This window comes from Streptomyces sp. 12E, from assembly GCF_055633275.1.
Genome location: NZ_JBVNCJ010000001.1, coordinates 458,497 through 484,221, shown reverse-complemented (window position 1 = coordinate 484,221; position 25,725 = coordinate 458,497). Strand labels below are relative to the sequence as shown.

19 protein-coding genes and 1 pseudogene are annotated in these 25,725 nt (G+C 74.6%); 15 read left to right on the top strand and 5 right to left on the bottom strand.

Annotated elements, in window-relative coordinates; genetic code table 11:
• The first annotated feature begins 379 nt into the window (after positions 1 to 379).
• The 8 genes from bdeA (at position 380) to ACZ8ZB_RS02125 (ending at position 10,884) form a co-directional block, all read left to right on the top strand.
• A complete protein-coding gene (gene bdeA, locus ACZ8ZB_RS02160; RefSeq protein WP_470736014.1) occupies positions 380 to 1,282 on the top strand; it encodes a bis(hydroxyethyl) terephthalate hydrolase in 903 nt (300 codons plus the stop codon).
• A 158-nt stretch (positions 1,283 to 1,440) separates the two neighbouring features.
• Complete coding sequence (locus ACZ8ZB_RS02155) at positions 1,441 to 4,296, top strand: helix-turn-helix transcriptional regulator (RefSeq protein WP_470736013.1); 2,856 nt, start codon at positions 1,441 to 1,443, stop codon at positions 4,294 to 4,296.
• 145 nt (positions 4,297 to 4,441) lie between these two features.
• Positions 4,442 to 5,698 carry an RsbRD N-terminal domain-containing protein gene (locus tag ACZ8ZB_RS02150; protein WP_470736012.1) on the top strand — a complete coding sequence of 419 codons (1,257 nt, stop codon included), beginning with the start codon at positions 4,442 to 4,444 and terminating at the stop codon, positions 5,696 to 5,698.
• Between the two features lie 292 nt (positions 5,699 to 5,990).
• Positions 5,991 to 6,773, top strand: a complete 783-nt coding sequence (locus ACZ8ZB_RS02145; protein ID WP_470736011.1) for an ABC transporter ATP-binding protein — start codon at positions 5,991 to 5,993, stop codon at positions 6,771 to 6,773.
• Positions 6,770 to 7,573 carry an ABC transporter ATP-binding protein gene (locus ACZ8ZB_RS02140; protein ID WP_470736010.1) on the top strand — a complete coding sequence of 268 codons (804 nt, stop codon included), beginning with the start codon at positions 6,770 to 6,772 and terminating at the stop codon, positions 7,571 to 7,573. The genes ACZ8ZB_RS02145 and ACZ8ZB_RS02140 overlap by 4 nt, the downstream gene beginning before the upstream one ends.
• Complete coding sequence (locus tag ACZ8ZB_RS02135) at positions 7,570 to 8,466, top strand: branched-chain amino acid ABC transporter permease (protein WP_470736009.1); 897 nt, start codon at positions 7,570 to 7,572, stop codon at positions 8,464 to 8,466. Before ACZ8ZB_RS02140 ends, ACZ8ZB_RS02135 begins: the two co-directional genes overlap by 4 nt.
• Complete coding sequence (locus ACZ8ZB_RS02130; RefSeq protein ID WP_470736008.1) at positions 8,459 to 9,601, top strand: branched-chain amino acid ABC transporter permease; 1,143 nt, start codon at positions 8,459 to 8,461, stop codon at positions 9,599 to 9,601. The genes ACZ8ZB_RS02135 and ACZ8ZB_RS02130 overlap by 8 nt, the downstream gene beginning before the upstream one ends.
• Entirely contained in the window at positions 9,598 to 10,884 is a 1,287-nt protein-coding gene (locus ACZ8ZB_RS02125; RefSeq protein WP_470736007.1) for an ABC transporter substrate-binding protein, read from the top strand. The genes ACZ8ZB_RS02130 and ACZ8ZB_RS02125 overlap by 4 nt, the downstream gene beginning before the upstream one ends.
• A 46-nt stretch (positions 10,885 to 10,930) precedes the next feature.
• Here ACZ8ZB_RS02125 and ACZ8ZB_RS02120 read toward each other — a convergent pair whose 3' ends face one another.
• Complete coding sequence (locus ACZ8ZB_RS02120; protein ID WP_470741402.1) at positions 10,931 to 11,413, bottom strand: MSMEG_6728 family protein; 483 nt, start codon at positions 11,411 to 11,413, stop codon at positions 10,931 to 10,933.
• Between the two features lie 696 nt (positions 11,414 to 12,109).
• On the opposite strand from ACZ8ZB_RS02120, the gene ACZ8ZB_RS02115 reads away from it, so the two are divergent.
• On the top strand, positions 12,110 to 12,676 hold the full coding sequence (locus tag ACZ8ZB_RS02115) for a snapalysin family zinc-dependent metalloprotease (protein WP_470736006.1): 567 nt from the start codon (positions 12,110 to 12,112) through the stop codon (positions 12,674 to 12,676).
• 253 nt (positions 12,677 to 12,929) lie between these two features.
• Here the strand turns inward: ACZ8ZB_RS02115 and ACZ8ZB_RS02110 are convergent, their stop codons facing one another.
• The 3 genes from ACZ8ZB_RS02110 to ACZ8ZB_RS02100 all read right to left on the bottom strand — a co-directional run bounded on the left by ACZ8ZB_RS02110 (position 12,930) and on the right by ACZ8ZB_RS02100 (position 17,156).
• The gene (locus ACZ8ZB_RS02110) at positions 12,930 to 14,252 is read right to left on the bottom strand and encodes a lipase family protein (protein WP_470736005.1); all 1,323 of its coding nucleotides are present in this window, start codon (positions 14,250 to 14,252) and stop codon (positions 12,930 to 12,932) included.
• 176 nt (positions 14,253 to 14,428) lie between these two features.
• Positions 14,429 to 15,601, bottom strand: coding sequence for a S1 family peptidase (locus ACZ8ZB_RS02105; RefSeq protein ID WP_470736004.1), 1,173 nt, complete (start codon positions 15,599 to 15,601; stop codon positions 14,429 to 14,431).
• A gap of 247 nt (positions 15,602 to 15,848) precedes the next feature.
• Entirely contained in the window at positions 15,849 to 17,156 is a 1,308-nt protein-coding gene (locus ACZ8ZB_RS02100) for a cation:proton antiporter (protein ID WP_470736003.1), read from the bottom strand.
• 782 nt (positions 17,157 to 17,938) lie between these two features.
• On the opposite strand from ACZ8ZB_RS02100, the gene ACZ8ZB_RS02095 reads away from it, so the two are divergent.
• Entirely contained in the window at positions 17,939 to 19,024 is a 1,086-nt protein-coding gene (locus ACZ8ZB_RS02095) for a GNAT family N-acetyltransferase (protein ID WP_470736002.1), read from the top strand.
• Positions 19,025 to 19,103: 79 nt separating this feature from the next.
• Positions 19,104 to 19,632, top strand: a pseudogene (locus ACZ8ZB_RS02090) (DUF2269 domain-containing protein).
• 11 nt (positions 19,633 to 19,643) lie between these two features.
• Here ACZ8ZB_RS02090 and htpG read toward each other — a convergent pair.
• Entirely contained in the window at positions 19,644 to 21,542 is a 1,899-nt protein-coding gene (htpG, locus tag ACZ8ZB_RS02085) for a molecular chaperone HtpG (RefSeq protein ID WP_470736001.1), read from the bottom strand.
• 329 nt (positions 21,543 to 21,871) lie between these two features.
• On the opposite strand from htpG, the gene ACZ8ZB_RS02080 reads away from it, so the two are divergent.
• The 4 genes from ACZ8ZB_RS02080 (at position 21,872) to ACZ8ZB_RS02065 (ending at position 25,637) form a co-directional block, all read left to right on the top strand.
• Entirely contained in the window at positions 21,872 to 22,678 is an 807-nt protein-coding gene (locus ACZ8ZB_RS02080) for an alpha/beta fold hydrolase (protein WP_470736000.1), read from the top strand.
• Positions 22,675 to 23,949, top strand: coding sequence for a PP2C family protein-serine/threonine phosphatase (locus ACZ8ZB_RS02075; RefSeq protein WP_470735999.1), 1,275 nt, complete (start codon positions 22,675 to 22,677; stop codon positions 23,947 to 23,949). Before ACZ8ZB_RS02080 ends, ACZ8ZB_RS02075 begins: the two co-directional genes overlap by 4 nt.
• Complete coding sequence (locus ACZ8ZB_RS02070; RefSeq protein WP_470741401.1) at positions 23,949 to 24,269, top strand: STAS domain-containing protein; 321 nt, start codon at positions 23,949 to 23,951, stop codon at positions 24,267 to 24,269. The genes ACZ8ZB_RS02075 and ACZ8ZB_RS02070 overlap by 1 nt, the downstream gene beginning before the upstream one ends.
• A 171-nt stretch (positions 24,270 to 24,440) precedes the next feature.
• On the top strand, positions 24,441 to 25,637 hold the full coding sequence (locus tag ACZ8ZB_RS02065; protein ID WP_470735998.1) for a carboxylate-amine ligase: 1,197 nt from the start codon (positions 24,441 to 24,443) through the stop codon (positions 25,635 to 25,637).
• Positions 25,638 to 25,725: the final 88 nt, after the last annotated feature.

Sequence of the window (25,725 nt, the reverse complement as noted above, 5' to 3'; positions counted from 1 at the left end):
CCCGCGTCCACGGCGCAAGGGGGCTCCGCGCAGCCGCCGCGGGGACGGTCCCCGCCCACCGCGACCGCCGTCGGCGCCGACCCCGACGGCGACCGCGCGTGCCCGGGCACCCCCGTTCCGCCCCGGCATGCCGTGCGGACGGGCCCGGTCGTCCCCGGACGTCCCGGGCCCGGCGCGAGGCCGCGCGAACCGGTCCCGGGACGCCCGGCACGGCGCACGAGACCGGTGAGATTGCCGGTCCGCGCCGGCCCTCTCCTCTCCGACAGTGGCACCCCAGTCAACCGGCGGCGCCCCCGGCCGGGGCACGTCCCCCACCACGCACGGCTCCCCGTGCACCGGCCGGGCGGGCCGCCCGCCGCGACAGAGAGGACCACTCGTCGTGCAGCAGCACCCCCACACCAGCGGGCGCAGGACCGGCAGGCTCGCCGCGCTGGCCGCGGCCGTCGCCGCCGTCGTCGGTCTCACCACCCTCGGCGGCCCCAGTGCCCGGGCGGCCGACAACCCCTACGAGCGCGGCCCGGCGCCGACCGAATCGAGCATCGAGGCGCTGCGCGGCCCGTACGCCGTGTCGGACGTCTCCGTCTCCTCGCTGGCCGTCACCGGCTTCGGCGGAGGCACCATCTACTACCCGACCAGCACCGCCGACGGCACCTTCGGGGCGATCGCCGTCTCGCCCGGCTTCACCGCCTACCAGTCCTCCATCGCCTGGCTGGGGCCGCGTCTGGCCTCCCAGGGTTTCGTGGTGTTCACCATCGACACCAACACCACCCTCGACCAGCCGGCCTCCCGCGGTGACCAGCTGCTCGCCGCACTGGACTACCTCACCCAGCGCAGCGCGGTCCGCGGCCGGATCGACAGCAGCCGGCTCGGGGTCATGGGCCACTCGATGGGCGGCGGCGGAAGCCTCGAGGCCGCCAAGGACCGGCCCTCGCTCCAGGCGGCCATCCCGCTGACGCCCTGGAACCTCGACAAGACCTGGCCCGAGGTCCGGACCCCCACCCTCCTCTTCGGCGCCGACGGCGACACCGTCGCCCCCGTCTCCAGCCACGCCGAGCCCCTCTACACCGGCCTGCCGTCCTCCCTGGACCGGGCCTACATCGAGCTGAACGGCGCCACCCACTTCACGCCCAACTCGTCGAACACGACGATCGCGAAGTACAGCGTCTCCTGGCTGAAGCGGTTCATCGACAACGACACCCGCTACGAGCGGTTCCTGTGCCCGCTGCCGCGGCCGGGCCTGACCGTCGAGGAGTCCCGGGGCAACTGCCCGCACACCTCCTGAGCTCCCGCCGAACGACCACCCGGCGGCGGTCCGCGCACGACGCGGGCCGCCGCCGGCGTCTGTGCGCGCGCACTGCCGGGCGCCGGGCGCCCTGTGCCCCGGCACACTCGTGGACGGGCCCCCTCCACTTCACCTTACGCGTGAGTAAGGTCGAGTGAATGACCGGACAGACGACCCCGGGGCGGCAGGCGGTCCACCGGCTGCTGGACGGGCTGAGCACCGACGGCGGCGCCCGCGTCGTGACCGGTGAACCCGGTTGCGGCCGTACGGCGTTCCTCGAGTACGCCGCCGGCTCCTTCCACGCCGGACCGGTGTGGCACGTACGCGCCGACCCCGGCCGTGCCGCACCGCCGCTGAGCGGCCTGCGCACCCTGCTGCGCGCCGCCGGCCGCACCGCGCGGGTCGCGGGGGACGGCACGGCGGGGGAGGCGCTGTTCGACGTCCTGCGCGCGGCGGCCGGCGGGGCGCCGCTCCTGGTGTGCGTGGACGACGCGCACCTGTGGGACGCCGCGTCGCGCGCCGCGCTGGGACACGCCGCCGCGCGGGTGCGCGCGGCGGGGGTCCGGGCGGGGCTGCTCCTCACGGTTCCCGGACACCGGCCCGTCGACCGGGAGCTGGCGGCACTGCCCGTGCTGCGGCTGGGTCCGCTGGCGCCCGGGGAGGCGGCCCGTGCGGTCGACGACGTGACCGGCGGCGCCGTCGACCCCGGTGTGCGCGAGGAACTGGTGACGGCGGCCGAGGGCAACCCCGCGCTGCTGCTCGCGCTGATCCACCGGCTGTCGCCCGCCCAGCTCGCCGGGCGCCGGGCGCTGCCCCGGCCGCTGGCCGACGGGGAGGCCCTCACCGGGGTGGCCGGCGGGTGCCTGACCGGCGTACCGCCGGAGCGGGCCGGCCTGCTGCTGACGGCGGCGGCCGCCGTGCGGGCGACGGGGGAGCCGGACGCCGACGCGGACCTCGTACGGCGGGCGGCCGGGGCCGGTGCGGCGCCTCCGCTGCCCGAGGTGCTGGTCCTGGCGGAGGGCCGCCTGCGGTTCCGCAGCGCGCTGCTGGGGCGGGCGGTGTACGCCGGTGCGCCGCCCGAACGACGCCGTGCCGTGCACCGCGCACTGGCCGCGTGCCTGCCGGGCACGGACGCGGGCGGTGTCCTCGCGCTGCTGCACCGCTCCTGGACCGTCACGGGCCCCGCACCCGCCCTCGCCGCCGAACTCGCGGCGGCAGCGGCCTCTGCGCCGCCGGGGCTGCGCTGCCGGGTGCTCGTCCGCGCCGCCGAACTGACGGCGGACGAGGCGCAGCGGGCGCGCCGCCGCATCGCCGCCGCGGAACAGGCCCTGCTCGCCGGGCGCCCTCCCGAGGCCCTGCGCCTGCTCGACGCCGCCCGGAGCCGTCCGGCCCCCGCCTCCGTACGCGCCGGCGCGGAACTCCTGCGGGGTGCGGTGCTCCTCGCCGACGGGCCGGTGGACGACGCCCGCGAGTCCTTCCTGCTGGCCGCGGGGCTGCTCGCCGGGGCCGGCCACGAGGCCGCCGGCGCGGCGACCCTGGGAGCGGCGGACGCCGCCTGGGCGGCAGGCGACCCGGCCTCCTGCCTCCGCGTCCTCACGCCCCCCACGAGGCACACGCCGACCGCCGGGTCTCCGGCCGCCGGGGTCCCCGTCGCGGGCGGTGCCGGACGGGCGGCCGTCGACGGGGTCCCCGGTGGGGCGGCGGCCGGCCGGGGCGTCTTCGGCGGGGGGACGCCGGGTGCGGGATCCGCGGGCGGCGAAGGAGCCGCCGTCGGGGACGGCGCGCAGGGCGCCGCCCCGTCTTCCGGGCTGCTCAGGGACCACCGAGACGGGATGCGGGCCGTCCTCCTGGGCCGGTTCGACCGTGCCGCCGACCCGCTGCGGCGGGTGGTCGAGCGGGGGCTGTCCGGCGACGGACCCGAGCCGCTCCTGCGGTCCGCCTCCGCCGCGCTCATGCTCGGTGACCTGACCGCCGCCCGCCGGGCCGGCGCACGGGCGCTCGCCGCGGCCCGCACCCTCGGCTGCGCCGCTCTCGAACCGAGGGCGCTGGAGTACCTGGCCTACGCCGAACTGCGGGCCGGCCACCACCAGCTCGCCCGGACCCACGCCGAGGAAGGGCTGCGCACCGCGTCGCGGACCGGACAGCGGAACACGGCCGCCCACCACCACGCGGTGCTGGCGCTCGCGGCGTCCATCGAGGGGGAGCGGGAGATCGTCGCCGAGCACGTCGCCGCGGCCCTGCGCACCGCCCGCCGGCACGGACTCGCGCAGGCCGCGACGCTCGCCCAGTGGGCCGCGGCCCGCGCCGACCTCGGCGCCGGCCGCCCCCGCGAGGCCGCGGACCGGCTGGGGCCCCTGGTCCGCCCCGGCGCGCGCCGCGGCCACTTCGCGGTGTGGATGCTCGCCGTCCCCTGTTTCGTGGAGGCCACCGCGCTCGCCGGCCGTCCCGAGGACGCGGCCGCGGTCGTCGAGGACTTCGCCCTGTGGGCCGGCTGCGGAGCCGACCCACAGGCCCCCGCCCAACTCCTGCGCTGCCGCGCCCTCCTGGCCGCCCCGGACGCGGCCGGCCCCCTGTACCTGCGCGCCCTGGAGCGCCATGAGGAGACGGCCGGGGACTTCGAGCGGGCACGCACCGAACTGCTCTACGGGAAGTGGCTGCGGCGCAGACGCCGGCTGCGCGAGGCGCGGAACCGTCTCGGGGAGGCGCTGATGGGCTTCGAGCGCTGCGGCGCGCACCTGTGGGCGCAGCAGGCCGCCGCCGAGTCGCGGGCGGGCGGCGCGGCCCCCGCCCGGCCGGGGGCCGGGGAGCTGTCCCGGCTGACCCCGCAGCAGCTGCGCATCGCACGGCGCGTCGCCGAGGGCGCCACCAACCGGGAGGTGGCCCTGAGCCTGTCCGTCAGCACCCGCACCGTCGACTACCACCTGCGGAACATCTTCGCCACGCTGGGGGTGCGGTCCCGGGTCGAGCTGGTCCGCCTCGTCGAACAGCCGGAAAAGACCGCTGCACGACCCTAGGGACCGACCGGACGGTATGTCATCCTTCGGGCAGGACGAGTCCGACGGCGGCCGGCCCACGGGCTCCCCGTACCGGCCGGGCGCCGATACGGGGACGACCGCCGCACGGGCACCGCCGGGAAGCCGACCCTGGGGGAGATGCGCGATGCAACACGCCGTACGGCCACGTACCCTGCTGCGCCCTGGACCCGCGCCCGCTGCGCGGCCCCGGACACCGCGCGTGCGGTCGCTGATCGACGCCGACGCGCTGCGCGTGCTGCACCGGGCCGCCCGCGTCCTGCTGGACGACCTGCCCCAGCTCACCGACGGGCTGGTCGCCGCGCTGCAGGAGCAGGAGCCCGCCTACCGGGCCGCGGTGGAGGACGACGCCACCGGGACCTGGCAGGAGGTGCACCGCTCGCTGCGGCACAGCATCTCCTCCCTGCTCGATCCGCGCGGCGCCCGTGACGCGGCGCGGCGCTGCTCCTGGAAGATCGGCTCCACGCGCGCCGAGCAGGGGCTGCCGCTGGACGCCCTGCTGCACGCCTTCCGGCTGGGCGGCTCGCTGGTGTGGCAGGGCCTGGTCGACGAGACGTCCCGGACGGCGCCCGAGGACGTACGGCTGCTGGTGCACGTGGCGTCCGACGTGTGGGACTTCGTCGACGAGCACTGCACCCTCGTCGCGGACGCCTACCGGCAGACCGAGCGGCAGCTGGCGTGGCGGAGGGAGAACAGGGTGCGTCTGCTGGCCGCGGCCCTGCTGGACGGCACGAGCAGGATCGCAGACCTGCCCGAGGCCGCGCAGGCACTCGGCATGCCCGAGCACGGCCGGTACGTGGTGGTCGCGGTCGCCGGCGGCCGGCCCGCCGGCTGTCCCGGTGCCCAGGCGGAACTCGCCCCGGGTGTGCGCGTGCACTGGCACACGGGCGTGGACGCCGATCACGGCATCGTCCTGGTCGAGGACGGTACGGAGTCGGTCGTGCCGAAGGAGCCGCCGGCCGGTGCGCGGGTGGGCGTCAGCAGCGAGGTCGACGGGCTGTCCGCCGTGGGGGAGGCGCGGCGGCTGGCGGACACCGCGCTGAGCCTGTGCCCCCAGGCTGGCGGCACGGTCCACCTGACCGAGCACCTGCCGGCGGCGCTGGTGGCGTCGAGTCCCGAACTCGGCGCCGCGCTGGCCGAGCGGCTGCTGGGCCCGCTGGCCCGTCTCGAACCCGCCGACGCGGAGACCCTGCTGGACACCCTGGCCACCTGGCTGGCCTGCGACGGCTCGGCCCAACGGGCCGGCCGGCGCCTGTACTGCCACCGCAACACCGTCCTCAACCGCCTCCGCCGCTACGAACAACTCACCGGCCGCTCCCTCTCCCGCCCCGCCGACCTCGTGGAGGTCAGCCTCGCCCTGAGCGCCCGCACCCTCCTCACCTGACACCGGGCAACCGCACCACTCCCGCGCAGCCGTGCCGCTGGGACGGCACGGCTGGGCGCTGGGGGCACCCCTTTGGGGGGGGAGGCGCCCAGCCGGGGGCGGCCACCGCCGCCCCGCCCCGCCACCCCGGCACCGGCGTCTGGGCACCCGCACAACCCCCGCCCGCCCCCATTGGTACGCCGCAGCGTACGGGTGCCGAAGCCTGTACCGGCCGCCCGCCACCGTGCTGTCGTGAGGCCCCCTTCCCCCGAAGCCGTGACCGCCCCGCGCGGCCCGGCCCCGAGGAGTCGTGATGCCCGAAGCACCACCGGACGGCCCGCCCGCGCTGCACGTCGAGAACGTCGACGTGACGTACGGGCGCGCGCTGTCCGCTCTCCGCTCCGTGTCCCTGACCGTGCCGCACGGCGCCGTCGTCGCCCTGCTCGGCGCCAACGGCGCCGGCAAGACGACCCTGCTGCGGGCCGTGTCCGGCACGCTGCGCCTGCACCGCGGCGCGATCACGGCCGGCCGTATCCGCTACGGCGGGACGGTGCTCGACGGCAAGGACCCCGTCGCGGCGGTACGCGCCGGAGTCGTCCAGGTCCCCGAGGGACGACGGGTGTTCGCCGGACTCTCGGTCGACGAGAACCTGCGCTCCGGCGGCCTCGGCCCCGGCCGGCGCGGACGCGCCCAGGCCCAGGAGGCCCGCGACCGGGTCTTCACGCTCTTCCCCCGCCTCGCCGAACGCACCCACCAGGCCGCCGGTCTGCTCTCCGGCGGCGAGCAGCAGATGCTCGCCATCGGCCGCGCCCTGATGGCCGCCCCGCGCCTGCTGCTCCTCGACGAGCCCTCCCTCGGCCTCGCCCCGCAGATGGTGTACCGCATCGCCGAGGTGATCCGCGAGATCAACGCCCAGGGCACCGCCGTGCTCCTCGTCGAGCAGAACGCCGGCATGGCGCTCTCCCTCGCCGGCCACGCGCACGTCCTGGAGGTCGGCGAGACCCGCCTGTCCGGTCCCGCCGACGAACTCGCGCGCACCGACGCCGTACGCCGCCTCTACCTGGGCGAGCCGGCCGAGGACCAGGGGGCGGCGTGACCGACCGCACCACCACCGCACCGCCCGTGCTCGACGTACGGGACGTCACCGTGCGCTTCGCCGGACTCACCGCCCTCGACGGCGTCTCCTTCACCGTCGCCCCGGGCTCGGTGCACGCGCTCATCGGACCCAACGGCGCCGGCAAGTCCACCTGCTTCAACGTGCTGTCCGGCCTGTGCCGCCCGGCCGCCGGCAGGGTGACGCTCGGCGGCACCGAGCTGACCCGGCTCGCGCCGCACCGCATCGCCGCGCTCGGCGTCGCCCGCACCTTCCAGAACATCGTCACCACCCACGGCACCGTCGCCGACAACCTGATGCTCGGGCGCCACGCCCTGTCCCGCGCCGGGTTCGCCGCGAGCGCGCTGCGCCTGCCGAGCGCCGTGCGGGAGCAGCGCGAACACCTCGGCAGAGCGCGTGAGATCGCCGGACTCACCGGTCTCGACCGGCACTTCGACAGTCCCGTCGCGCTGCTGTCGTACGGCGACCGCAAGCGCGTCGAACTCGCCCGCGCCCTCTGCCTGGAGCCCCGCGTGCTGCTCCTCGACGAACCCGTGGCCGGCATGAACGCCGCCGAACGCGCCCGCACCGCCGAGGTGGTGGGCGAACTCCGCGCCGAACTCGGCCTGTCCGTCGTCCTCGTCGAGCACGACATGGGCCTCGTCATGCGCCTCGCCGACGACGTCACCGTGCTCGACTTCGGCAAGCCCATCGCCCACGGCACCCCCGAGGAGGTCCGCCGGGACCCCGAGGTGCTGCGCGCCTACCTCGGCACCGACGCGACCGGGGAGGACGCGGCATGACGGCACTCCTCGACAACGTCCTCGGCGGACTGGCGCTCGGCGCGGTCTACGCGCTGGTCGCCCTCGGCTTCGTCGTCATCTTCAAGGCCTCCGGCGTGCTCAACTTCGCCCACGGCTCCCTGCTCCTGCTCGGCGGTTACCTCACCGCCGTCCTCCACGACGACCTCGGCTTCGCCGGGGCGCTCGCCCTGGCGGTCCTCACCACGGCCGCCCTCGCCGGCGCGCTCGACCGGTTCCTGCTGCAACGCGGCGGCCAGGACGCCCACTCCGCCCATGTGCAGACCATCGTCACCATCGGCATCGACATCGTCCTGCTCACCGACCTGGCCCGGCGCATCGGCGGCGACCTGCTGTCCCTGGGGGACCCGTGGGGCGACGCGGTGACCGCACTGGGCCCGGTGACCGTCGCCGACAGCCGGCTCGCCGCGATCGTGGTGTCGGCCGTGGTCATCGGCGGCGTGTTCGCGCTCTTCCGGTTCACCTCCTGGGGGCTGTCCCTGCGGGCGGCGGCCGAGGACCTGGAGGCCGCCGCGCTCATGGGCGTACGGCTCGGCCGGGTCCGCGCGGGCGCCTGGTGCCTGGCGGGCGCGCTCGCCGCGCTGGCCGCCGTGTTCCTCGCCGCGTTCCCCGCGCCCGGACTGGAACGCACCACCGGACAGATCGCCCTCAACGCCTTCCCGGCCGCGATCCTCGGCGGCCTCGCCTCCCCGGCCGGCGCCCTCGCGGGCAGCCTGATCATCGGCCTGACCGAGGCGCTCGTCGTCGGCTACCAGTCCGAACTGCACGTCCTCGGCGAGGGCTTCGGCGACGTCGCCCCGTACGCCGTGATGCTGCTCGTCCTCCTCGTGCGGCCCACCGGGCTGTTCGGCGCGAAGGGGGCGGCCCGTGTCTGACCGGCTCCCCGTCGCCCTCACGCGCCGCCGGGTCTCGCTCCCGCTGCTCGCCGTGGCGCTGTGCCTGCCGCCGTTCTACCTGGACGCCTTCTGGCTGCGCATCGGACTGTTCTCCATGGCGGCCGCCATCGGCGCCGTCGGCCTCGCCCTGCTCAGCGGCACCGCCGGACAGCTCTCGCTCGGCCACGCCTTCTTCCTCGCCGTCGGCGCCTACGGCTACGCCTGGCTGGCCGGCGAACCCGGACCGGGACTGCCGCCGGCCCTCGCCGCGCTCCTCGCGGTCCTGCTCGCGGGAGCGGCCGGCGGGCTGTTCAGTCCCGTGGCCGCCCGGGTGAAGGGCATCTACCTGGGCATCGCCACCCTCGCGCTGGTCTTCCTCGGCCACCACGTCCTGCTGACCGCCGACTCCGTCACCGGCGGCTTCAACGGCCGCTCCGTGCCCCCGCTGACCCTCGGCGGGTTCGCCTTCGCTCGGAGCGACCCCGAACTGACCGTCCTCGGCGTGCCGTTCGGCGCGGAGGAACGGCTGTGGTTCCTGGGCCTGGCCCTGTTCGCGTGTACCTGGTTCACCGCCCGCGGCCTGCTGCGCTCACGCCCCGGCCGGGCACTGGCGGCCCTGCGCGACAGCGAGACCGCGGCTTCCGTGATGGGCGTCGACGTCGCCCGGCACCGCTCGGCGGCCTTCGTGGTGTCGTCGATGTACGCGGGCCTCGCGGGGGTGCTCCTGGCGCTCGCCTTCCGCCGCGTCGTCCCGGACTACTTCTCCCTCGCCCTCTCCGTCGACTACCTCGCGATGATCGTCATCGGCGGCCTGGGCTCCGTCGCCGGAGCCACCGCCGGCGCCGTCTTCGTCACCGCGCTGCCGCTGCTGATGACCCGCTACGCCGACCAGCTCCCGCTGGTGACCGCCCCGGGCTCCGCCGAGGGCGCCGTGGGCCCCACCGAGGCGGCCCGCTACCTCTACGGCGCGGCGATCGTCCTGGTCCTGCTGTACGCCCCCGACGGCCTGCACGGCCTGGCGCGCCGGGCGCGGGACCGCGTACGGCGCCGCCGGACCCGTACCCCGACCCCGGACGCCGTCGTCCCCCCGCCTCCACGACCGACCGCCGCACGATCCAAGGAGCACACCCCGTGAACACCACGCACCGCACCCGCCGCACCCGGCACCGCACCGCTGGGACCGTCCTCGCCGGCGCCCTCGCCCTGCTGCTCGCGGCCACCGGATGCAGCTCCAAGGCGGACGACGGCGACAAGGGCGGCGGGGCCGCCGACGGCGTCCGCACCGGACCCGGCGTCGACGCCGGCACCATCAGGCTGGGCGCCCTCACCGACCTGACCGGCCCCTACGCCACCCTCGGCAAGAGCATCGTGCAGGCCCAGCAGATGTGGGCCGACGAGACCAACGCCGAGGGCGGCATCTGCGACCGCAAGGTGGAGATCGTCGTCAAGGACCACGGCTACGACGTGCAGAAGGCGGTCACCGCCTACGCCGACATCGCCCCGGACGTCGTGGCGATGCCCCAGGTCATCGGCTCCCCGGTGGTCGCCGCGCTGCTCGACGACATCGAGCGGGACAAGGTGCTCACCTTCCCGCAGGCCTGGGCGGCCTCCCTGCTCGGCAAGGACGCCATCCAGGTGCTCGGCACCACCTACGACGTCGACATGATCGCCGCCGTCGAGTTCCTCACCCGGACCAAGGGCCTGAAGAAGGGCGACACGGTCGGCCACGTCTACTTCGAGGGCGACTACGGCGCCAACGCGCTGGAAGGATCCACCTGGGCGGCCCGGAAGGCCGGACTGAAGGTGGCCGGGCAGAAGATCAAGGCCACGGACACCGACCTGTCCGCCCAGGTATCGGCCCTGCGCAAGGAGGGCGTGAAGGCCGTCCTGATCAGCGCCGGACCCGCGCAGACGGCCTCCCTCGTCGGCGTCGCGGCCTCCCGCGGTCTGAAGGTCCCCGTCGTCAGCAGCGCCCCCGGCTTCGCGCCCCAGCTGATGAAGACCCCCGCCGCGCCGGCGCTGGCGGCCATGCTCAGCGTCGTGAGCGCGGCGCCCGCGGTCAGCTCCGATCTGCCGGGCGTGAAGAACATGGTGGCGTCGTACCGGAAGAAGTACCCGGACTCGCCGGTCGACTCCGGGGTGCTGTCCGGGTACAACGCCGCACAGCTCATGGGCACCGACCTGGAGAAGGCCTGCGAGGCGGGCGGGCTCACCCGCGAGGACGTCGTCAAGGCGCACCGTGCGCAGACGAACGCCGACACCGGCCTCGGCACCCCGCAGAACTTCTCCGACGTCGACCGCCCCGCGAGCGTCGAGACCTATGTGCTCAGGCCCGACGCCGAGGCGGTCGGCGGCGTGGTGAACGCGGAGGACGCGCACGCGGCGCCGGGGGTGGAGGACTACCTGTCCGCGCGGTGACGGCCGGCCGGGCACCCCGGCCGGCCCCGGGGATGGGGCGCCGGGGTCAGCCGCCGGCCGCCTCGGGATCGCGGTCGGACGACGGCCAGACGTACGGCAGGTCGTCCGGTTCCCCGGGGAAGAACTCCGTGTAGACGTCCGGTTCCTTTCGGAGCAGCGCCGAGCGGTGGCTGCGGTGGACGGCGTCGTCCCCCAGCCAGGGCGGCAGCTCCCCGGCCTCGGCCAGCTCCCGCTGGCCGCGCACCGGCGCTCCGGGCCGTACCCGGGCGAGGTCGGCGACGAGGGTGGCGGCACAGCTGTCCTGGTGGCCCCGGTCCCGCCAGACCCGGCAGATCTCCAGGCCGTACCGCACCAGCGCCTCCTCGTAGCCGGTCCACATGCGGACCGCGGGATGGCGGCGCCACCCGTAGCCCGGCACGGTCAGACCGCGCAGCACCTGGATCGTCTCCACCCGCTGCTTGCCCAGCCGGCGCCGGTCGAGCACCAGCGCCGACTCGCAGAAGTCGGGGTACGGCAGGAAGGTCTGCATACGGCCGTCCGAACTGTGTGGGGGGCCAAGCGGCTCACCGCACCGCAGTTCCCCCTTACGCGGCGGTGCACACCTCGCACCGCCCCCGAAGGCTCGGCCCGGCGCGCCCGGCCGGGCCCCGCGCCACAGGCCGCCGCCGCCCTCGGCGGCGTGCGCGTCGAGCCCGGCCGGCGCCTCGCCGCTGGAGCCGGGGTTCTCCGGCGCTGCGGCGTTCCGCTCCGGCCGCTCGGTGCGGGAGGCGCCGATGACCAGCGAGGTGACCCGCGGGCCGCGGTGGCCGTTCGCCGGGTCGTGGTGGGTGAGGCCCAGGTCGAAGGCGCGCAGGGCGATCTCGCGCTGCGTCTCGGACGGCTTGTCGTCGCCGAAGTCGTGCCCGTACCCGAGGGACAGCGGGGGGAGGCCGAGTCCCGAGCGGCCGGTGCGCCGGTGGCGCATGGTGCCGTCGTGACGCTCGGGGCGGGCGATGTGGTTCATCGGCGGCTCTCCGGTGGTGCGGGCGGGGGCGTCCCGTGGGATGGTGTGGACCTCTGCCCACGGTGCCCCCGAGCGATCAGGAAGTCCGGCCGGTCCCTTCCACGGCATGCGGCGCTGCCGCTTCCCGCCCGGCCGGAATGAGGGATTGGCGGCCGTGCCGGTGGGGCAGGAACGCCAAGTGTGTCATGTGCACGACTACCTTCCCCCACATGGAGGTCGACCATGCACGTTCGCAGGATGACCGGCGGCCTGGCCGCGGTCGCCACGATGTCCCTGGCTCTGCTGGGCGGCCAGGCCGTGGCCGCGCCGCCCGAGGAGACCGCGCCACCGGTCGCCGTCCGGGTGCTCACCTACGACGCGAGCGGCTCCGCGGAGTTCCGGGCCGCGGTCGACCGGGGCGCGGCGATCTGGAACGGGAGCGTCGACGCCGTGGAACTGCGCCCGGTGGCGTCCGGGCAGCGCGCCAACATCCGGGTCCTGGCGGACAACGGCTGGCCGCGCGCGCTGCCGGGCTCCCTGGGCAACGGCACCGTCTACATCGGCCGCCAGGCCGTGAACCAGGGGTACAACACGGTCCGGATCTCGTCCCACGAGCTCGGTCACATCCTGGGCCTGCCCGACCGCAAGCCCGGGCCCTGCTCCAGTCTGATGTCCGGTTCCTCCGCGGGCGTGGCGTGCACGAACCCGTACCCGAACGCGGCGGAGAGGGCGGAGGTCGAGGAGAACTTCGCCCGGGCGGCCGCCGGACAGCCGGTACCGGCGCCGCGAGCGGTTCCGGCCGGGGACTGACGGACCGCCCGACGCCTGCTCGGAATGCTTCCCGCTCCGGCGCTCATGTGACCGATGTGACTACTGAGGCGATCACCGCTATGGTTGTCCCAGGTCATGGCGACGGAAGCCTCCGGAGCCCGACCGTGCGTTGGTGGTCCAAGGAAAGACGCCCCGCTTCCTGCGGGGAGATGCAGGTGCAAGGCCTGCCCGGCGCTCCGTCACGAGCCCCGTACCGGAATTCCGGTACGGGGCTCGTCGCTTGGCCGGCGGCTCAGGGCTGGACCGGCATGGTCCAGCAGTTGGAGGCCGTCGGCTCGCCCTCGAGCCGGTCGGTCAGCCACTTCACCGCGGCACCCTGGTCGGTGAGCAGCGGCGCGAGGTGGTTGGTGAGGATCTTGTCGCCGAGGTCGGGCAGCACGACGGCCTTGTAGGTGACGTCGGCACCCTTGCGGCACCAGTCCAGGGCCAGCCGGCGGGACTGCGCGTGCGGCACGATGTCGTCCTGGACGCCACTGGCCAGGCGGACCGGGCCGGTGGGCTCGAGCCCGCCGATGCGCTGCTCGTCGAGGACGGCCCGGGCGTCCGGCTCGTCGGCGATGACGTCGGCGAGCGAACTGCCGTCCTTGGTCCACTTGCCGCTCTTGGTGAAGCCGTGGCTGAGGATCGCGTCCCCGACGCAGCTGGTGCCGATGCTGTCGAGGGCGGCCCGGCCGGTGGTGTTGACGTGCTGGTCGACGACCTCCCGCAACGCGGGTTCCGCCTGGGCGAAACCGTTGATCGACCAGCCCAGCGCGGCCGCCAGGGCGCTGCCGTCGATGCCCTTCATGACCGCCGTCAGGTCGGCGGGCGGCGCGCCGGCGTAGGTGCCGACCAGCTTCACCTCCGGCGCGTAGGCGGAGTGCAGTTCGGCGGCGGACGCGCTGGCCCCGCCGCCCTGGCTGTAGCCGTACATGCCCACGCGCGAGTCGGCGGTGACCGACGCGCCCGGCACGGAGCGGGCCGCGCGGGCCGCGTCCAGCATGGCGTGTCCCTGGTCGAGCCGGTTGACGTAGGTGTGCAGCCGGTCGGTCGTCCCGAGCCCGACGTAGTCGGTCACCACGACGGCGGCGCCGGTGGCGAGGAGCCGGTGGACGGCCAGGTTCTCGTACCCGACCGACAACGTCTCCCCGGTCAGGATCAGCGGGTTCTGCAGGGCCAGCGAGGGCGCGCACTGGTCGCCCTGCCCCATGGTTCCCGAGCCGACGACCACCAGGGGGCGGGGCCCGCCGCCCTTCCAGCCGGCGGACGGCTCGATGTAGGCGCCGGTGACGGCGACCCGCCGCCCGTTGGAGTCGGTGGAGGTGTACATCAGCCGGGTCGCCGTTCCGGGCAGGGTGCGGCCGTCCAGACCGGGCAGACTCGGTCCGAGGCGCAGCGGCTCGTGGCGGACCAGGACGCCGTCGCCCGCGGGCAGTTCGGCGGGCGGGGTGTAGAAGGCGGGGATGGTGACGCCCCGTGACACCACGGGGTCGCTCGCGGCGGCGGGCGGCACGGACACGCAGACGCAGGCGGTCGTGGCGACCACGGTGGTCAGCACGCTGCTGATACGGCTCACGGCTCACTCCTCGCTCTGCTCCAGGAAGATGAACCGGAAACTAGCAGCGCTTACTTACCATCGGTAACCCGCGGGTAAGTTACGGCACGGTAACTTTTGCGGGGAGGGGCTTACGGCTGCGCGTAGGAACGGGCCCCGCCGGTCGCCCGGCGGGGCCCGCTCCCGGTCGTGGCCGGTCAGGTCGTGTGCAGCGTCAGCCCGTAGCGGTTGAGGATCTCGTTGACCGGCTGGAACCAGGTCTCACCCCCGCCGGAGCAGTTGCCCCAGCCGCCGGAGGTGACGCCCTGCGCCTGGTCGCCGCTGATGAACGAGCCGCCCGAGTCGCCCGGTTCGGCGCAGACGCTGGTCTTCGTCATCTGGTGCACCGCGCCCTGGCTGTAGTTGACCGTCTCGTTCTTGGCCAGCACGGTGCCGCAGTGCCAACGGGTCGTGGAGCCGGAGCGGCAGACCGAGGCGCCGACCGGCGCCTCCGCCGAGCCGCGCACCAGCCGGTCCGGCACGGTGCCCCAGCCGAGCACCACCGGCACCGTCCACCAGCCGCTGCCCACGTTCACCCAGGCGTAGTCGTTGCCCGGGAACGAGGAGCCCTGGAAGTTGCCGATGTACGAGCCGTCCCAGCCCCTGACCTGGCCGCCGACGCCGCCGCAGTGCCCGGCGGTGACGAAGCCGCCGTGCACCGAGAAGCCTATGGAGCAGCGGACGCTGCCGGTGTAGTACGGGTCACCGCCCACCGTTCCGGCGGCGAAGGTCTCCGCCGCGGCCTTCACGGTCCGCACGGTGACCGGTCCGGCCTCGAGGGCCTCGTCCACGAAGGAGCGGACATCGTTGTCGGCGCGCTTGTCGGCGACGACGTTCACGACGACCGTGTTGGCGGCCGGGTCGACGGCCCAGCTGCTGACGCCCGAGGGCGCGTCGAGGCGGTCGATGCGGGACTTGGCGGCGTCGAGCTGCCGCGCGCTGTGCTCGACGGTGCGGACGGTCGCGCCGGACGCGCGCAGGGACCGTACCGTCGAGGCGTCGGCGTCCGCGGTGACGGCCACGGTCAGCTTCTCGCTCCCGGCGTCGAACCAGGCGCCGCCGTAGGCGGGCCCGGCGGCCCTGCGGGCCTCGGGCGCGAGATCGGTGGCCTTCCGCTCGGCGGCCAGCCGGTTCTCCGCCTCGGCGCGGGTCAGTCCGAAGTCCCGCTGCATCGCCTCCAGCAGGCCGGCGGAGGCGGGGGCGGAGCCGGCGGTGCGGGTGGGGGAGTCGGGGGCGTTCTGTGCCGCGGCCGGCAGGGTGCCGGCCGCGGTCCAGCTGCCGATCAGGAGCAGGGCGGCCACTCCGGCACGCGTGAGTCCGGTGCGTCTCATGGGAGGTGTCCTTCGTCGTTCCAGCAAGGTGGGGGTGGAACAACCGCAGTGTGAGAGCGCTCTCAGCCTGAGTTGAGCAGAGCTTAGCGAGTTGATGGGTGTCAGGTCTATGCCAATGCGGGGGTCGATCCCCGTGTGACTCGGGCATCCTGTCCCGATCCGGTCGGCGCCGAGGGCGCGGGACCTCCGGAGGGCTGCTCCGGGAGGTCCCACGCGGGGAGCTCCCTTTCGTCGGGGAGCGGAACGGTCAGAGCCGTTCGCCCGCCACCTCGGCCTCGTTCGGACCCGGTCCCTCACCGCCCGCCCGGGCCCGGTGGGTCCGCAGTCGGTCGAGGCGCGAGATGACGGGGGTGGCGCTCACCCCGTGCAGCACGACGGACGCCAGCACGGTGAAGGTCACCACCGCCCACAACTGCCCGGCCGGGACGCCGAAACCGGCGGAGCCGAGCGCGTGGGCCAGGTAGAACAGCGAGCCGATGCCGCGGACCCCGAAGAAGGCGGTCACCACACGTTCGCGGGAGCCGGCGGAGGTACCCGACTGGGCGGCCCACGCGGTCAGCGGCCGGACCACCGACAGCAGCAGCAGACCCACGGCCGCCCCCTGCCAGGTCAGCGACGCCAGCCCGCCCTGTGCGACGAACACACCGAGCAGGAACAGCAGCACGGCGGTCAGCAGCCGCTCCACCTGCTCCACGAAGTCGTGCAGCACCATGTGGTAGCCGTGGGCGCGCTCCGCCCGGCGGATCCGGCAGGCGGTGACGAACACGGCCAGGAAGCCGTAGCCGTGCAGCAGTTCCGTCACCCCGTAGGCGAGGAACGTGGCGCCGAGGGCGACGAACCCCTCCCGGTGTTCGGACAGCCGCATCGCCTGTCGGCCCGCCCGGAAGAACAGCCACCCGAGCAGCGCGCCGACGGCGAGCCCCGCGGACACGCCCATCGCGCACTTGTACAGCACGTCGACCAGCACCCAGTGGGCGATCCCGTCGCCGGTGGGGCGCCCGCCCGCGGCGGCGAGCGCGACGGCCGCCATGACGAAGGGGAAGGCGAGACCGTCGTTCAGCCCGGCCTCACTGGTCAGCGTGAAGCGCACCTCGTCCTCGTCGTGCTCGGAGTCGGTGGGCGCGCCCACCCGCACCTCCGAGGCGAGCACCGGATCGGTCGGCGCCAGCACGGCCGCCAGCAGCAGCGCGGCGACCGGCGGCCAGTCGAGCAGGCCCCAGGCCAGGAGGCCCACGGCCGCGATGGTCAACGGCATGGTGACGCCCAGTTGCCGCCAGGTGCCCTGCCAGTGCCGACGGCCGAACGGCCGGTTCAGGGCGAGGCCGGCGCCCATGAGGGAGACGATCACACAGACCTCGGTGACGTGCTCCACCCAGGTGCGGTCCGACACCGGGTCGATGCCGGGCATGGGCAGGGGGGACAACTGGAGGGCGACCCCGCAGACGAGGAACACCAGCGGCAGCGACAACGGTCTGCGGGCCACCAGCCGGGGCAGTACGGCCGCGCCGAGGGCGCCGGCTCCGAGCAGGGTGAAGAGGTAGTCAGGAGAGCTCACCGGTCACAGGTGCCCGGAGTCGGCCGGGGCACGCCGCGGCCTCGGCCGGGACATCATCACGGTGGCGGGAGCCCGGACGGGTGGGTGCGGTCTCGCCGCCCGCCGGGAAGTGCGCTCCGGCGCGAAGGACGGGGCCGGCGGGGAGCGCCGCGGCCGACGCGCACCGGGTCCTCCGCCGCACGACGCGGAGGACTTGACGGAGCGGAGGCGTTCGGCGCTACTGGAAGACGTGCCGGGCGCACATGCGTGGGGGCCCGCCCGGCGCCGACCCGGTGTACCCACCCCCGCCGGACGCATGCCGAAGGGGTGACCGGTGCGGTCTCGATGGGCGGCGGCAGTCGTACTGCCGGCCTCGGCGTTGCTCCTGACCCTGTGCCCCGGCGGCGGACCGGCCCGCCCCGGTGCTCCCCGTGGCACAGGTGGAAGCCCGGCACGACGAGCCGGCCCGGGCGGTGCCGGAGACCGCCGGAGCGCGGGACCACCGCGGCGCCGGAGGCGGCCGGAACGCCCGAGGCCGTCGGCGAGCCCTTCCCCGGTGAACGCGACGCCTCGCCCACCGGCCGGTGGCCCGCCCGCCGAGGGCTCGGGGACGACCGGGGCGGCCGGCACCGCCTCGACGGTCACCGCACGGCGACGGACCGCCTCCCCGGCCGTACCCGGCGGTACCACCCGAGGCCCGCGCCGTGCGGCCGGGCGGTGCCCGTCGGGCGCCCCCGAACCCGCCCACGGTGACGAGCAGGCCTTCTCGTGACCCGGAGACCGTGACGACACAGGAGGCACATATGCGGGGAAAGCGCGTTCTCGTGGTGCGGCCCGACGAACTCGGGCCGGGCGAGCACACGACGTGGAGGCAGCTGCGCGCGGAGTCCGGCGCGCCGGAGAACCCGTTCCTCGATCCGGCGTTCACCACCGCCGTCGGACGGGTCAGGCCCGGCGCCAGGGTGGCCGTCCTGCAGGACGACGGGAGCCCGGCCGGCTTCCTCCCCTACGAGAGGGGGCCGTTGGGCCGGGGCCGGGCCATCGGCCTCGGGGTGTCGGACAGCCAGGGCGCCGTCCTGCGCCCGGGCCTCGGGCTCGACCCGCGCGGCCTGCTCGCGGCCTGCGCGCTCTCCTCGTGGGAGTTCGACAACCTGGAGGCCGGCCAGCACCTCTTCACGCCGTACGCCGTCGAGGAGCTCGCGAGCCCGGTCGTCGACCTCGACCGGGGGTACGAGCACTACACCGACGGGCTGCGCGCCCGTTCCCCCGGCTTCCTCAAGCAGACCCTGGCCAAGGAGCGCAGGCTCGCCCGGCAGGTCGGCGAGGTGCGGTTCGTGTACGACGCCCACGACCCGGAGGCGCTACGGGCGCTGATGCGCTGGAAATCCGCCCAGTACCGGCGGACGGGCCGCCGGGACCGGTTCGCCCAGCCGTGGATCACCCGGCTGGTGGACCTGCTGGCGCACGGCGACGATCCCGGGTGCCGCGGAGTGCTCTCCGTGCTGTACGCGGGCGGCCGCCCCGTGGCCGCCCACTTCGGCCTGCGCTCGGCCACGGTGCTGTCCTGGTGGTTCCCCGCGTACGACCGCGACCACGGCCGGTACTCGCCCGGACTGGTGCTGCACCTGCGGATGCTCCAGGCGGCCGCCGCCGACGGCATCCGCGTGGTCGACCTGGGCAGCGGTCCCGCCCGCTACAAGGACTCCCTCAAGACCCGCGAACTGACGGTCTACGAGGGCGCCGTGGTGCGTCCGGGGCCGGGCGGGGCCGCGTACCGGCTGGGCCGGGGGCCGGTGAGGGCCGCACGCCGCTTCGTGCGCGACCGCCCCCGGCTGGCCGAGGCGGCCCGGCGCGCCCTGACGGGGGCGGGCCGGCTGCGCGGGCGCTGACCGCGTACGCCGACGTCCGTACGCGCGGTCACTCCCGCTGCCGGACGCCCGTGCCGCCCGGCCCGGCACCGTGGGCCGTGTGAAACCCGGCCGCCCCGCACGCCGGGCCCACCTCGTCGTCCGCGTCCTCGCCTCCGCCCGGCCGGTCCGGACTCACCGCCGGACTGCTCGTGCTCGGCGTCACCGCGAACACCAGCGGGACCGCGGCCGTGGTGGAGGCGTCCGTCCGGGCCATGAAGCTCTTCGCGGACCGGCTCCTGCTGCCCCTCGCGCTCCTGTACGCTCCCCAGCGGTCTCGTCCTGCCTCCGGGCACGCCCTGGGGGCTGGCGGGGCACCGCTGGGTCCGGACCGGGTTCTGGTTCACCCTGGCCACGACCACCGCCACGGTCCTCGTGCTGCGGCCGGGCGTGAACACGGCGGGGCCGTGGCCGCCGGGCATCCGCTGCCCGACGGCGGCGACGTCCTGACGGGGCCGGTCGCCTCCCCGACCGCCTACGCCTTCATGACGGTGATCCCGGTCCTCGAGCCGTGGGGCCCGACCCGCCGCGGCCGGCGCCTCCGGGCGGCCGCCCGGAGGCCGGGGCCGGCCGGACCGGCACACCTGTGATCACGGGCACGTCACAGGGTGCGCTCCAGCCGGTCCGCCATCAGCCGTACGAAGCGCGCCGGGTCCTTCGGCCGGCCGCCCTCCGCCAACACGGCCAAGGAGTACAGCAGTTCGGTGGTGTCGATGAGGTCCGAGCGGTCCTCGCGCTGCCCGTACGCCTCGTTCAGGCCCTTCACCAGCGCGTGATCGGGGTTGAGTTCGAGGATGCGCTTGGCGCGCGGCACCTCCTGGCCCATGGCCCGGTACATGTTCTCCAGCGCCGGCGTGAGATCGTCCGCGTCGGCGACGAGGCAGGCCGGGGACACCGTCAGACGCGTCGACAGCCGCACCTCCTTGACGTCCTCGTCCAGCCGCTCCCGCATCCAGTCGAGCAGACCCGCGTACTCCTCGGCCTGCTGCTCCCGCTCGCCCTCGCTCCTGTCGTCCTCCCGCGCGCCGAGGTCGACCTCGCCCTTGGCGATCGACCGCAGCCGCTTGCCCTCGTACTCGCCCACGGCGTCGACCCACACCTCGTCGACGGGATCGGTGAGCAGCAGCACCTCGATGCCGCGCTCCCGGAACGCCTCCATGTGAGGGGAGTTGTCGATGCTCTCCCGGGACTCGCCGGTGATGAACCAGATGTCGTCCTGCCCGTCCGGCATCCGCTCCACGTACTGCTTCAGCGTGACCGTGCCGCCGTCCCCGTGCGTGGTCGCGAAGGAGGCCACCGCGAGGAGGGCGTCACGGTTGTCGGGATCGGTGACCAGGCCCTCCTTCAGCACGGCGCCGAACTCCCGCCAGAACGTGGCGTACCGCTCGGCGTCACCGGTCATCATGCTCTTGACCGACGCCAGCACCTTCTTCGTGAGCCGGCGCTGCATCATCCGGATGTGCCGGTCCTGCTGGAGGATCTCGCGGGACACGTTCAGCGAGAGGTCCTGGGCGTCGACCACGCCCTTGACGAACCGCAGGTACGGCGGCAGCAGCGCCTCGCAGTCGTCCATGATGAAGACGCGCTTCACGTACAGCTGCAGCCCGTGCCTGAAGTTCTGGGTGAACAGGTCGTGCGGGGCGTGCGACGGGACGAACAGCAGGGCCTGGTACTCGAAGGTGCCCTCGGCCTGCAGCTGGATGGTCTCCAGCGGTTCGCGCCAGTCGTGGCCGATGTGCTTGTACAGCTCGTGGTACTCCTCCTCGGACACCTCCTCGCGCGAACGCGCCCACAGCGCCTTCATCGAGTTCAGCGTCTCGGGCCCGGCCGCCCCGCCGTCCTCGCCCGCCTCCCCGACGAGCCTGATCGGCCAGGTGATGAAGTCCGAGTAGCGCTTGACGATCTCCTTGATCTTCCACACCGAGGTGTAGTCGTGCAGCTGGTTGTCGGGGTCGGCCGGCTTGAGGTGCAGGGTGACCGAGGTGCCCTGCGGCGCGTCGTCGACCCGCTCCAGGGTGTACGTGCCCTCGCCGCGCGACGTCCACCGGGTGCCCTGCCCCTCGCCCGCGCGCCGGGTGAGCAGGGTGACCTCGTCCGCGACCATGAAGCCCGAGTAGAAGCCGACGCCGAACTGGCCGATCAGCCCTTCCGTCCCGGCCCCGTCCTGCGCCTCCCGCAGCTCCCGCAGGAACTGGGCGGTGCCGGAGTTGGCGATCGTGCCGATGAGCTGTCCGACCTCGTCGTACGACATGCCGATGCCGTTGTCCCGCACGGTGAGGGTGCGGGCGTCCTCGTCGGTCTCGAGCTCGATGTGCAGGTCGGAGACGTCGGCGTCGAGCGAGTCGTCCCGCAGCTTGGCCAGACGCAGCTTGTCGAGCGCGTCGGAGGCGTTGGAGACGAGTTCGCGGAGGAAGACGTCCTTGTTCGAGTAGACCGAGTGGATCATCAGCTGGAGCAGCTGACGGGCCTCTACCTGGAACTCAAACGTTTCGGTCGGCATGATGCGCGATTACCTCACTGATCCACGGATCACCGGATACTGGCGGGATCACTGTAGTAAAAGACGGCGTCAGCCGGGCGCGCCCATGGCCGGCGCCGTCTCCCGGACGAAGGCGCCCGAGCTGCTCGTCCGTGACGTCGCGGTCCGGGCGGACACCGCGCCCTCTTCGACGGGGCCGCGGCCGGCGGCCACGGGGGCGAGGACATGGTGGCCGTACTGCGCGAGCCGGAGGCGAGGACCGGCGCCGCGCCCCCGGGCGCCCCGACGGACGACGACCGTCCCCGAGGCTCGCCGACGGCCTTCCCCGTCCGGCGTGCGAGCATGGGCGGATGAGCATCCACCGCAGGAACAACATCCGTGTGACCGGACGCGCCTCCGGCCGCACGGTGGTCTTGGTGCACGGCTTCGGCTGCGACCAGAACATGTGGCGCCTCGTCGAGCCCGCACTGGCCCGGGACTTCCGAGTGGTCCTCTTCGACTACGTGGGCGCGGGCCGCTCCGACCTGTCGGCCTGGCGGGAGGAGCGCTACTCCTCCCTCGACGGCTACGCCCGTGACGTGGTGGAGGTCTGCGAGGAGCTCGACCTCCGCGACGCGGTCGTGGTCGGCCACTCCGTGAGCGCGATGACCGGCGTGCTGGCCCAGGCCGCGGCCCCGGACCGGATCGGCTCGTTGGTCATGGTGTGCCCGTCGCCGTACTACATCGACGAGGACGGCTACCGCGGCGGCTTCAGCGCGGAGGACATCGACGAGCTCCTGGAGTCGCTGGAGTCCAACTACCTGGGCTGGTCGGCGGCCATGGCTCCGGTGATCATGGGCAACCCGGACCGGCCCGAACTGGGCGAGGAGCTCACCAACAGCTTCTGCGCCACCGACCCGGACATCGCCCGGGTCTTCGCGCGCACGACGTTCCTGTCCGACAGCCGCAAGGACCTCGCGGGCGTGACCGTGCCCACGCTGATCCTGGAGTGCGAGCAGGACGTCATCGCACCCCCGGAGGTCGGCGCGTACGTCCACGCCGCGATACCCGGCAGCGAGCTGGTCACTCTGAACGCCACCGGTCACTGCCCCCAGCTGAGCGCCCCGGAGGTCACCGCCGCGGCGATCCGCGCCTTCGTGTCGGCCCTGGGCCGATGAACCGGGGGACAGGTGGTCCGGAGGAGCCGGGCACAGGCGTGCCCGGCACGCGCGCGGCGTTCAGCGCGCTGCTGGAGGACTCGGCCGAGGAACTGTACGAGTCGGCGCCGTGCGGCTACCTGTCCACCCTGATGGACGGCACCATCGCCAAGATCAACGCGACCCTGCTGGGCTGGCTCGGTCTGTCCCGCGACGAGGTGGTGGGCCGGATGCGCTTCAGCGACCTGCTCACCGTCGGCGGCAAGCTCTACCACGAGACGCACTTCGCGCCCCTGCTGCGCATGCAGGGGCACCTCGGCGGCATCGCCCTGGAGATGAGGACCGCCTCCGGTCCCCGGCTGCCGGTGCTGATCACCTCGACCGTCAAGAAGAGCGACGACGGCGAGCCGCTGCTGATCCGGACCACCGTCTTCGACGCCACGGACCGGCGCGCCTACGAGAAGGAACTGCTGCGCGCCCGCCGCGCGGCCGAGGAGGCCCGCCGGCAGGCCGAGGCCGACCGCGAGGCGCTGCGCGAGGCGCTGGCCGTGCTCCAGCGGAGCCTGCTGCCCGCGGCCCTGCCCGACATACCCGGTGTGGAGGCCGCCTGCCACTACCACACGGCCTCCCCGATGGAGGTGGGCGGCGACTTCTACGACCTGTTCGCGCTGGACGGCGACCGGTCGGCGTTCTTCCTCGGCGACGTGTGCGGCAAGGGGCCCCAGGCCGCCGCGCTGACCTCGCTGATCCGCTACACCCTGCGCGCCGCCGCGCTCCACGACTCCGACCCCGTCGCCAACCTGCGCGTACTCGACACGGTCCTGCGGGACCGGTACACCGGGGACGATCCGCGGTACTGCACCGTGGTGTCCGGCGTCCTGGAACGCGCGGGGGACACGGTGGAGGTCTGCCTGGCCTCCGGCGGCCATCCCCCCGCGCTGGCCCTGCGCGCGGACGGCCGGGTGGAGTACCTGTCGACGCGGGGCGGCATGCTCGTCGGAGCCCTTCCCGGGGCGGAGTTCGTCTCGGTCGGCACCACCCTGCACCCGGGCGACACGCTGCTGCTGTACACCGACGGTCTCACCGAGGCGCGGACCGGCCCCGGCCGGGAGCTGTACGGTTACGAGGCCCTGGAGTCCTTCGCCGCCGGCCTCGCCCCCTCGGGCCCCCACCGCGTGGTCCACGCCCTGACAGACCTGCTGAAAGGTTTCGGCGAAGGTCTGGACGACGACACCGCCCTGCTCGCCATCGGCCCGCCCGCCCGTACCGACACCGGATCCCGGACCTCGTGATGACACCTCTGACGATCACCGCGTCACCCACGCCCGACGCTCTCGTCCTCGAGGTCGCCGGCGACCTCGACCACACCAACGCACAGCGGCTGCGCCGCGCCGCGCGGGAGGCCGCCCTGCCGGCCGGGCGGCTCCTGGCGGTGGACCTGGGCAAGCTGTCGTTCTGCGACTCGAGCGGCATCACCGCGTTGATCGCCATCCGCAACCACGTCGTCTCGGTCGGCGCCCGGGTCGTCCTCGTGGCCGTGTCGGTCAACATGATGCGTCTGCTGAACATGACCGGCCTCGATCAAGTGTTCGACATCCGCGACGCCGCCTAGCTGGGCCGAGGGCTTCCCGCTCCCCCGGAAGTCCGGCCGCTCGTTCGAGCGCGAGGGCCGTGAGCCGATTGCGCTCACCGCATCCGGGGCACCCGGGACGTGCCGAATTCACCGCCGGCGCCCCCGGGAGCCGTGCGGAGACGGCGCGGAACGAGGGCAAGGGGATCAGTGGTGACGGTGCGCATCGGAGCAGAGGAAGAGTTTCACGTCCTGGACGTGGAGAGCGGCCGGCTCGTGCCACGCGCCGACGAGCTGCTCGGCCGGCTCGGCGGATCCGGGTTCGGCAGTGAGCTGCAGCGGTCGGCCGTGGAGAGCAACAGCCGGGTCCACGACACGCTGGACGCCCTCTTCACGGACCTGTCCGACAGCCGGCGCCGGCTGGACGCGGCGGCCTCCTCCTCGGGTCTGGCCGTCGTGGCCGCGGGCACCGTTCCGCTGGCCGGCGCCGTCTTCCACGACGTCACCGCGGACCCCCGCTACCGGCGCATGGCCGACGACTACCGCCGGGTCGCCGACGAGCAGCTCATCTGCAGCGCCCAGGTGCACGTCGACGTGCCGGACCGGGACACCGCGGTGCGCGTCATGTGCCTGGTGTCGCCCTGGCTGCCGCCGCTGCTGGCCCTGTCGGCCAGTTCGCCGTTCTGGTTCGGTTCCGACACCGGATACGCCAGCTGGCGCACCATGCTGTGGCAGCGGTGGCCGACCGCGGGCCCCGTGGGGTGCTACGGGAGCGCCGCCGACTACGACGCCGCGGTGACGGAGCTGATCGGCTCGGGCGTCATCAGCGACCCCGGGATGCTCTACCACGACGTACGTCCGTCGGCCCACCAGCGCACCCTGGAGCTGAGGATCTGCGACGCCTGCCCGCGCGCCGAGACCGTGGTGCTGGTCGCCGGACTGTTCCGTGCGCTGGTGCGCGACGCCTGCGACCGTCTGGAGCGCGGGTCGGACCACGGGTGCGACGGACACCACGAGTGGCTGCGCGCCGCCACCTGGCGAGCCGCGCGCTCCGGACTGGAGGGCCGGCTCGTCGATCCGGAGACCCGCCGCGCGACTCCGGCCCCCATGGTCCTGCGCAGGATGCTGCACCGGCTGCGCCCGGCGCTGGAGGCGTCCGGCGACTTCGCCACCGTGCGCACACTGCTCGAAGAGGCCCTCGCGACGGGCGGGGCGGCGCACCGGCTGCGGCGGGCGGCCCAGGAGGAGGACCTGCTCGCCGGCATCGACATGCTGGTCGCCGAGACCCGCGGCGACCGCCTCGCGCCCAGCGCCTCCGTCCGCCGTCACCGGCGTCCGGACGCCCCGCGCGGCGCCGGCCGGACCCCGGCCCGCGCCCACCCGGCGACGACACCGGGCGCACCCGGCTGATCCGGACGGGCCGCCGGCCCCTCGGCCGCCCTCACACGCATCAGCGATCCCTGACCAAGGAGAGTGTCACACCACCATGTCCAGCAGT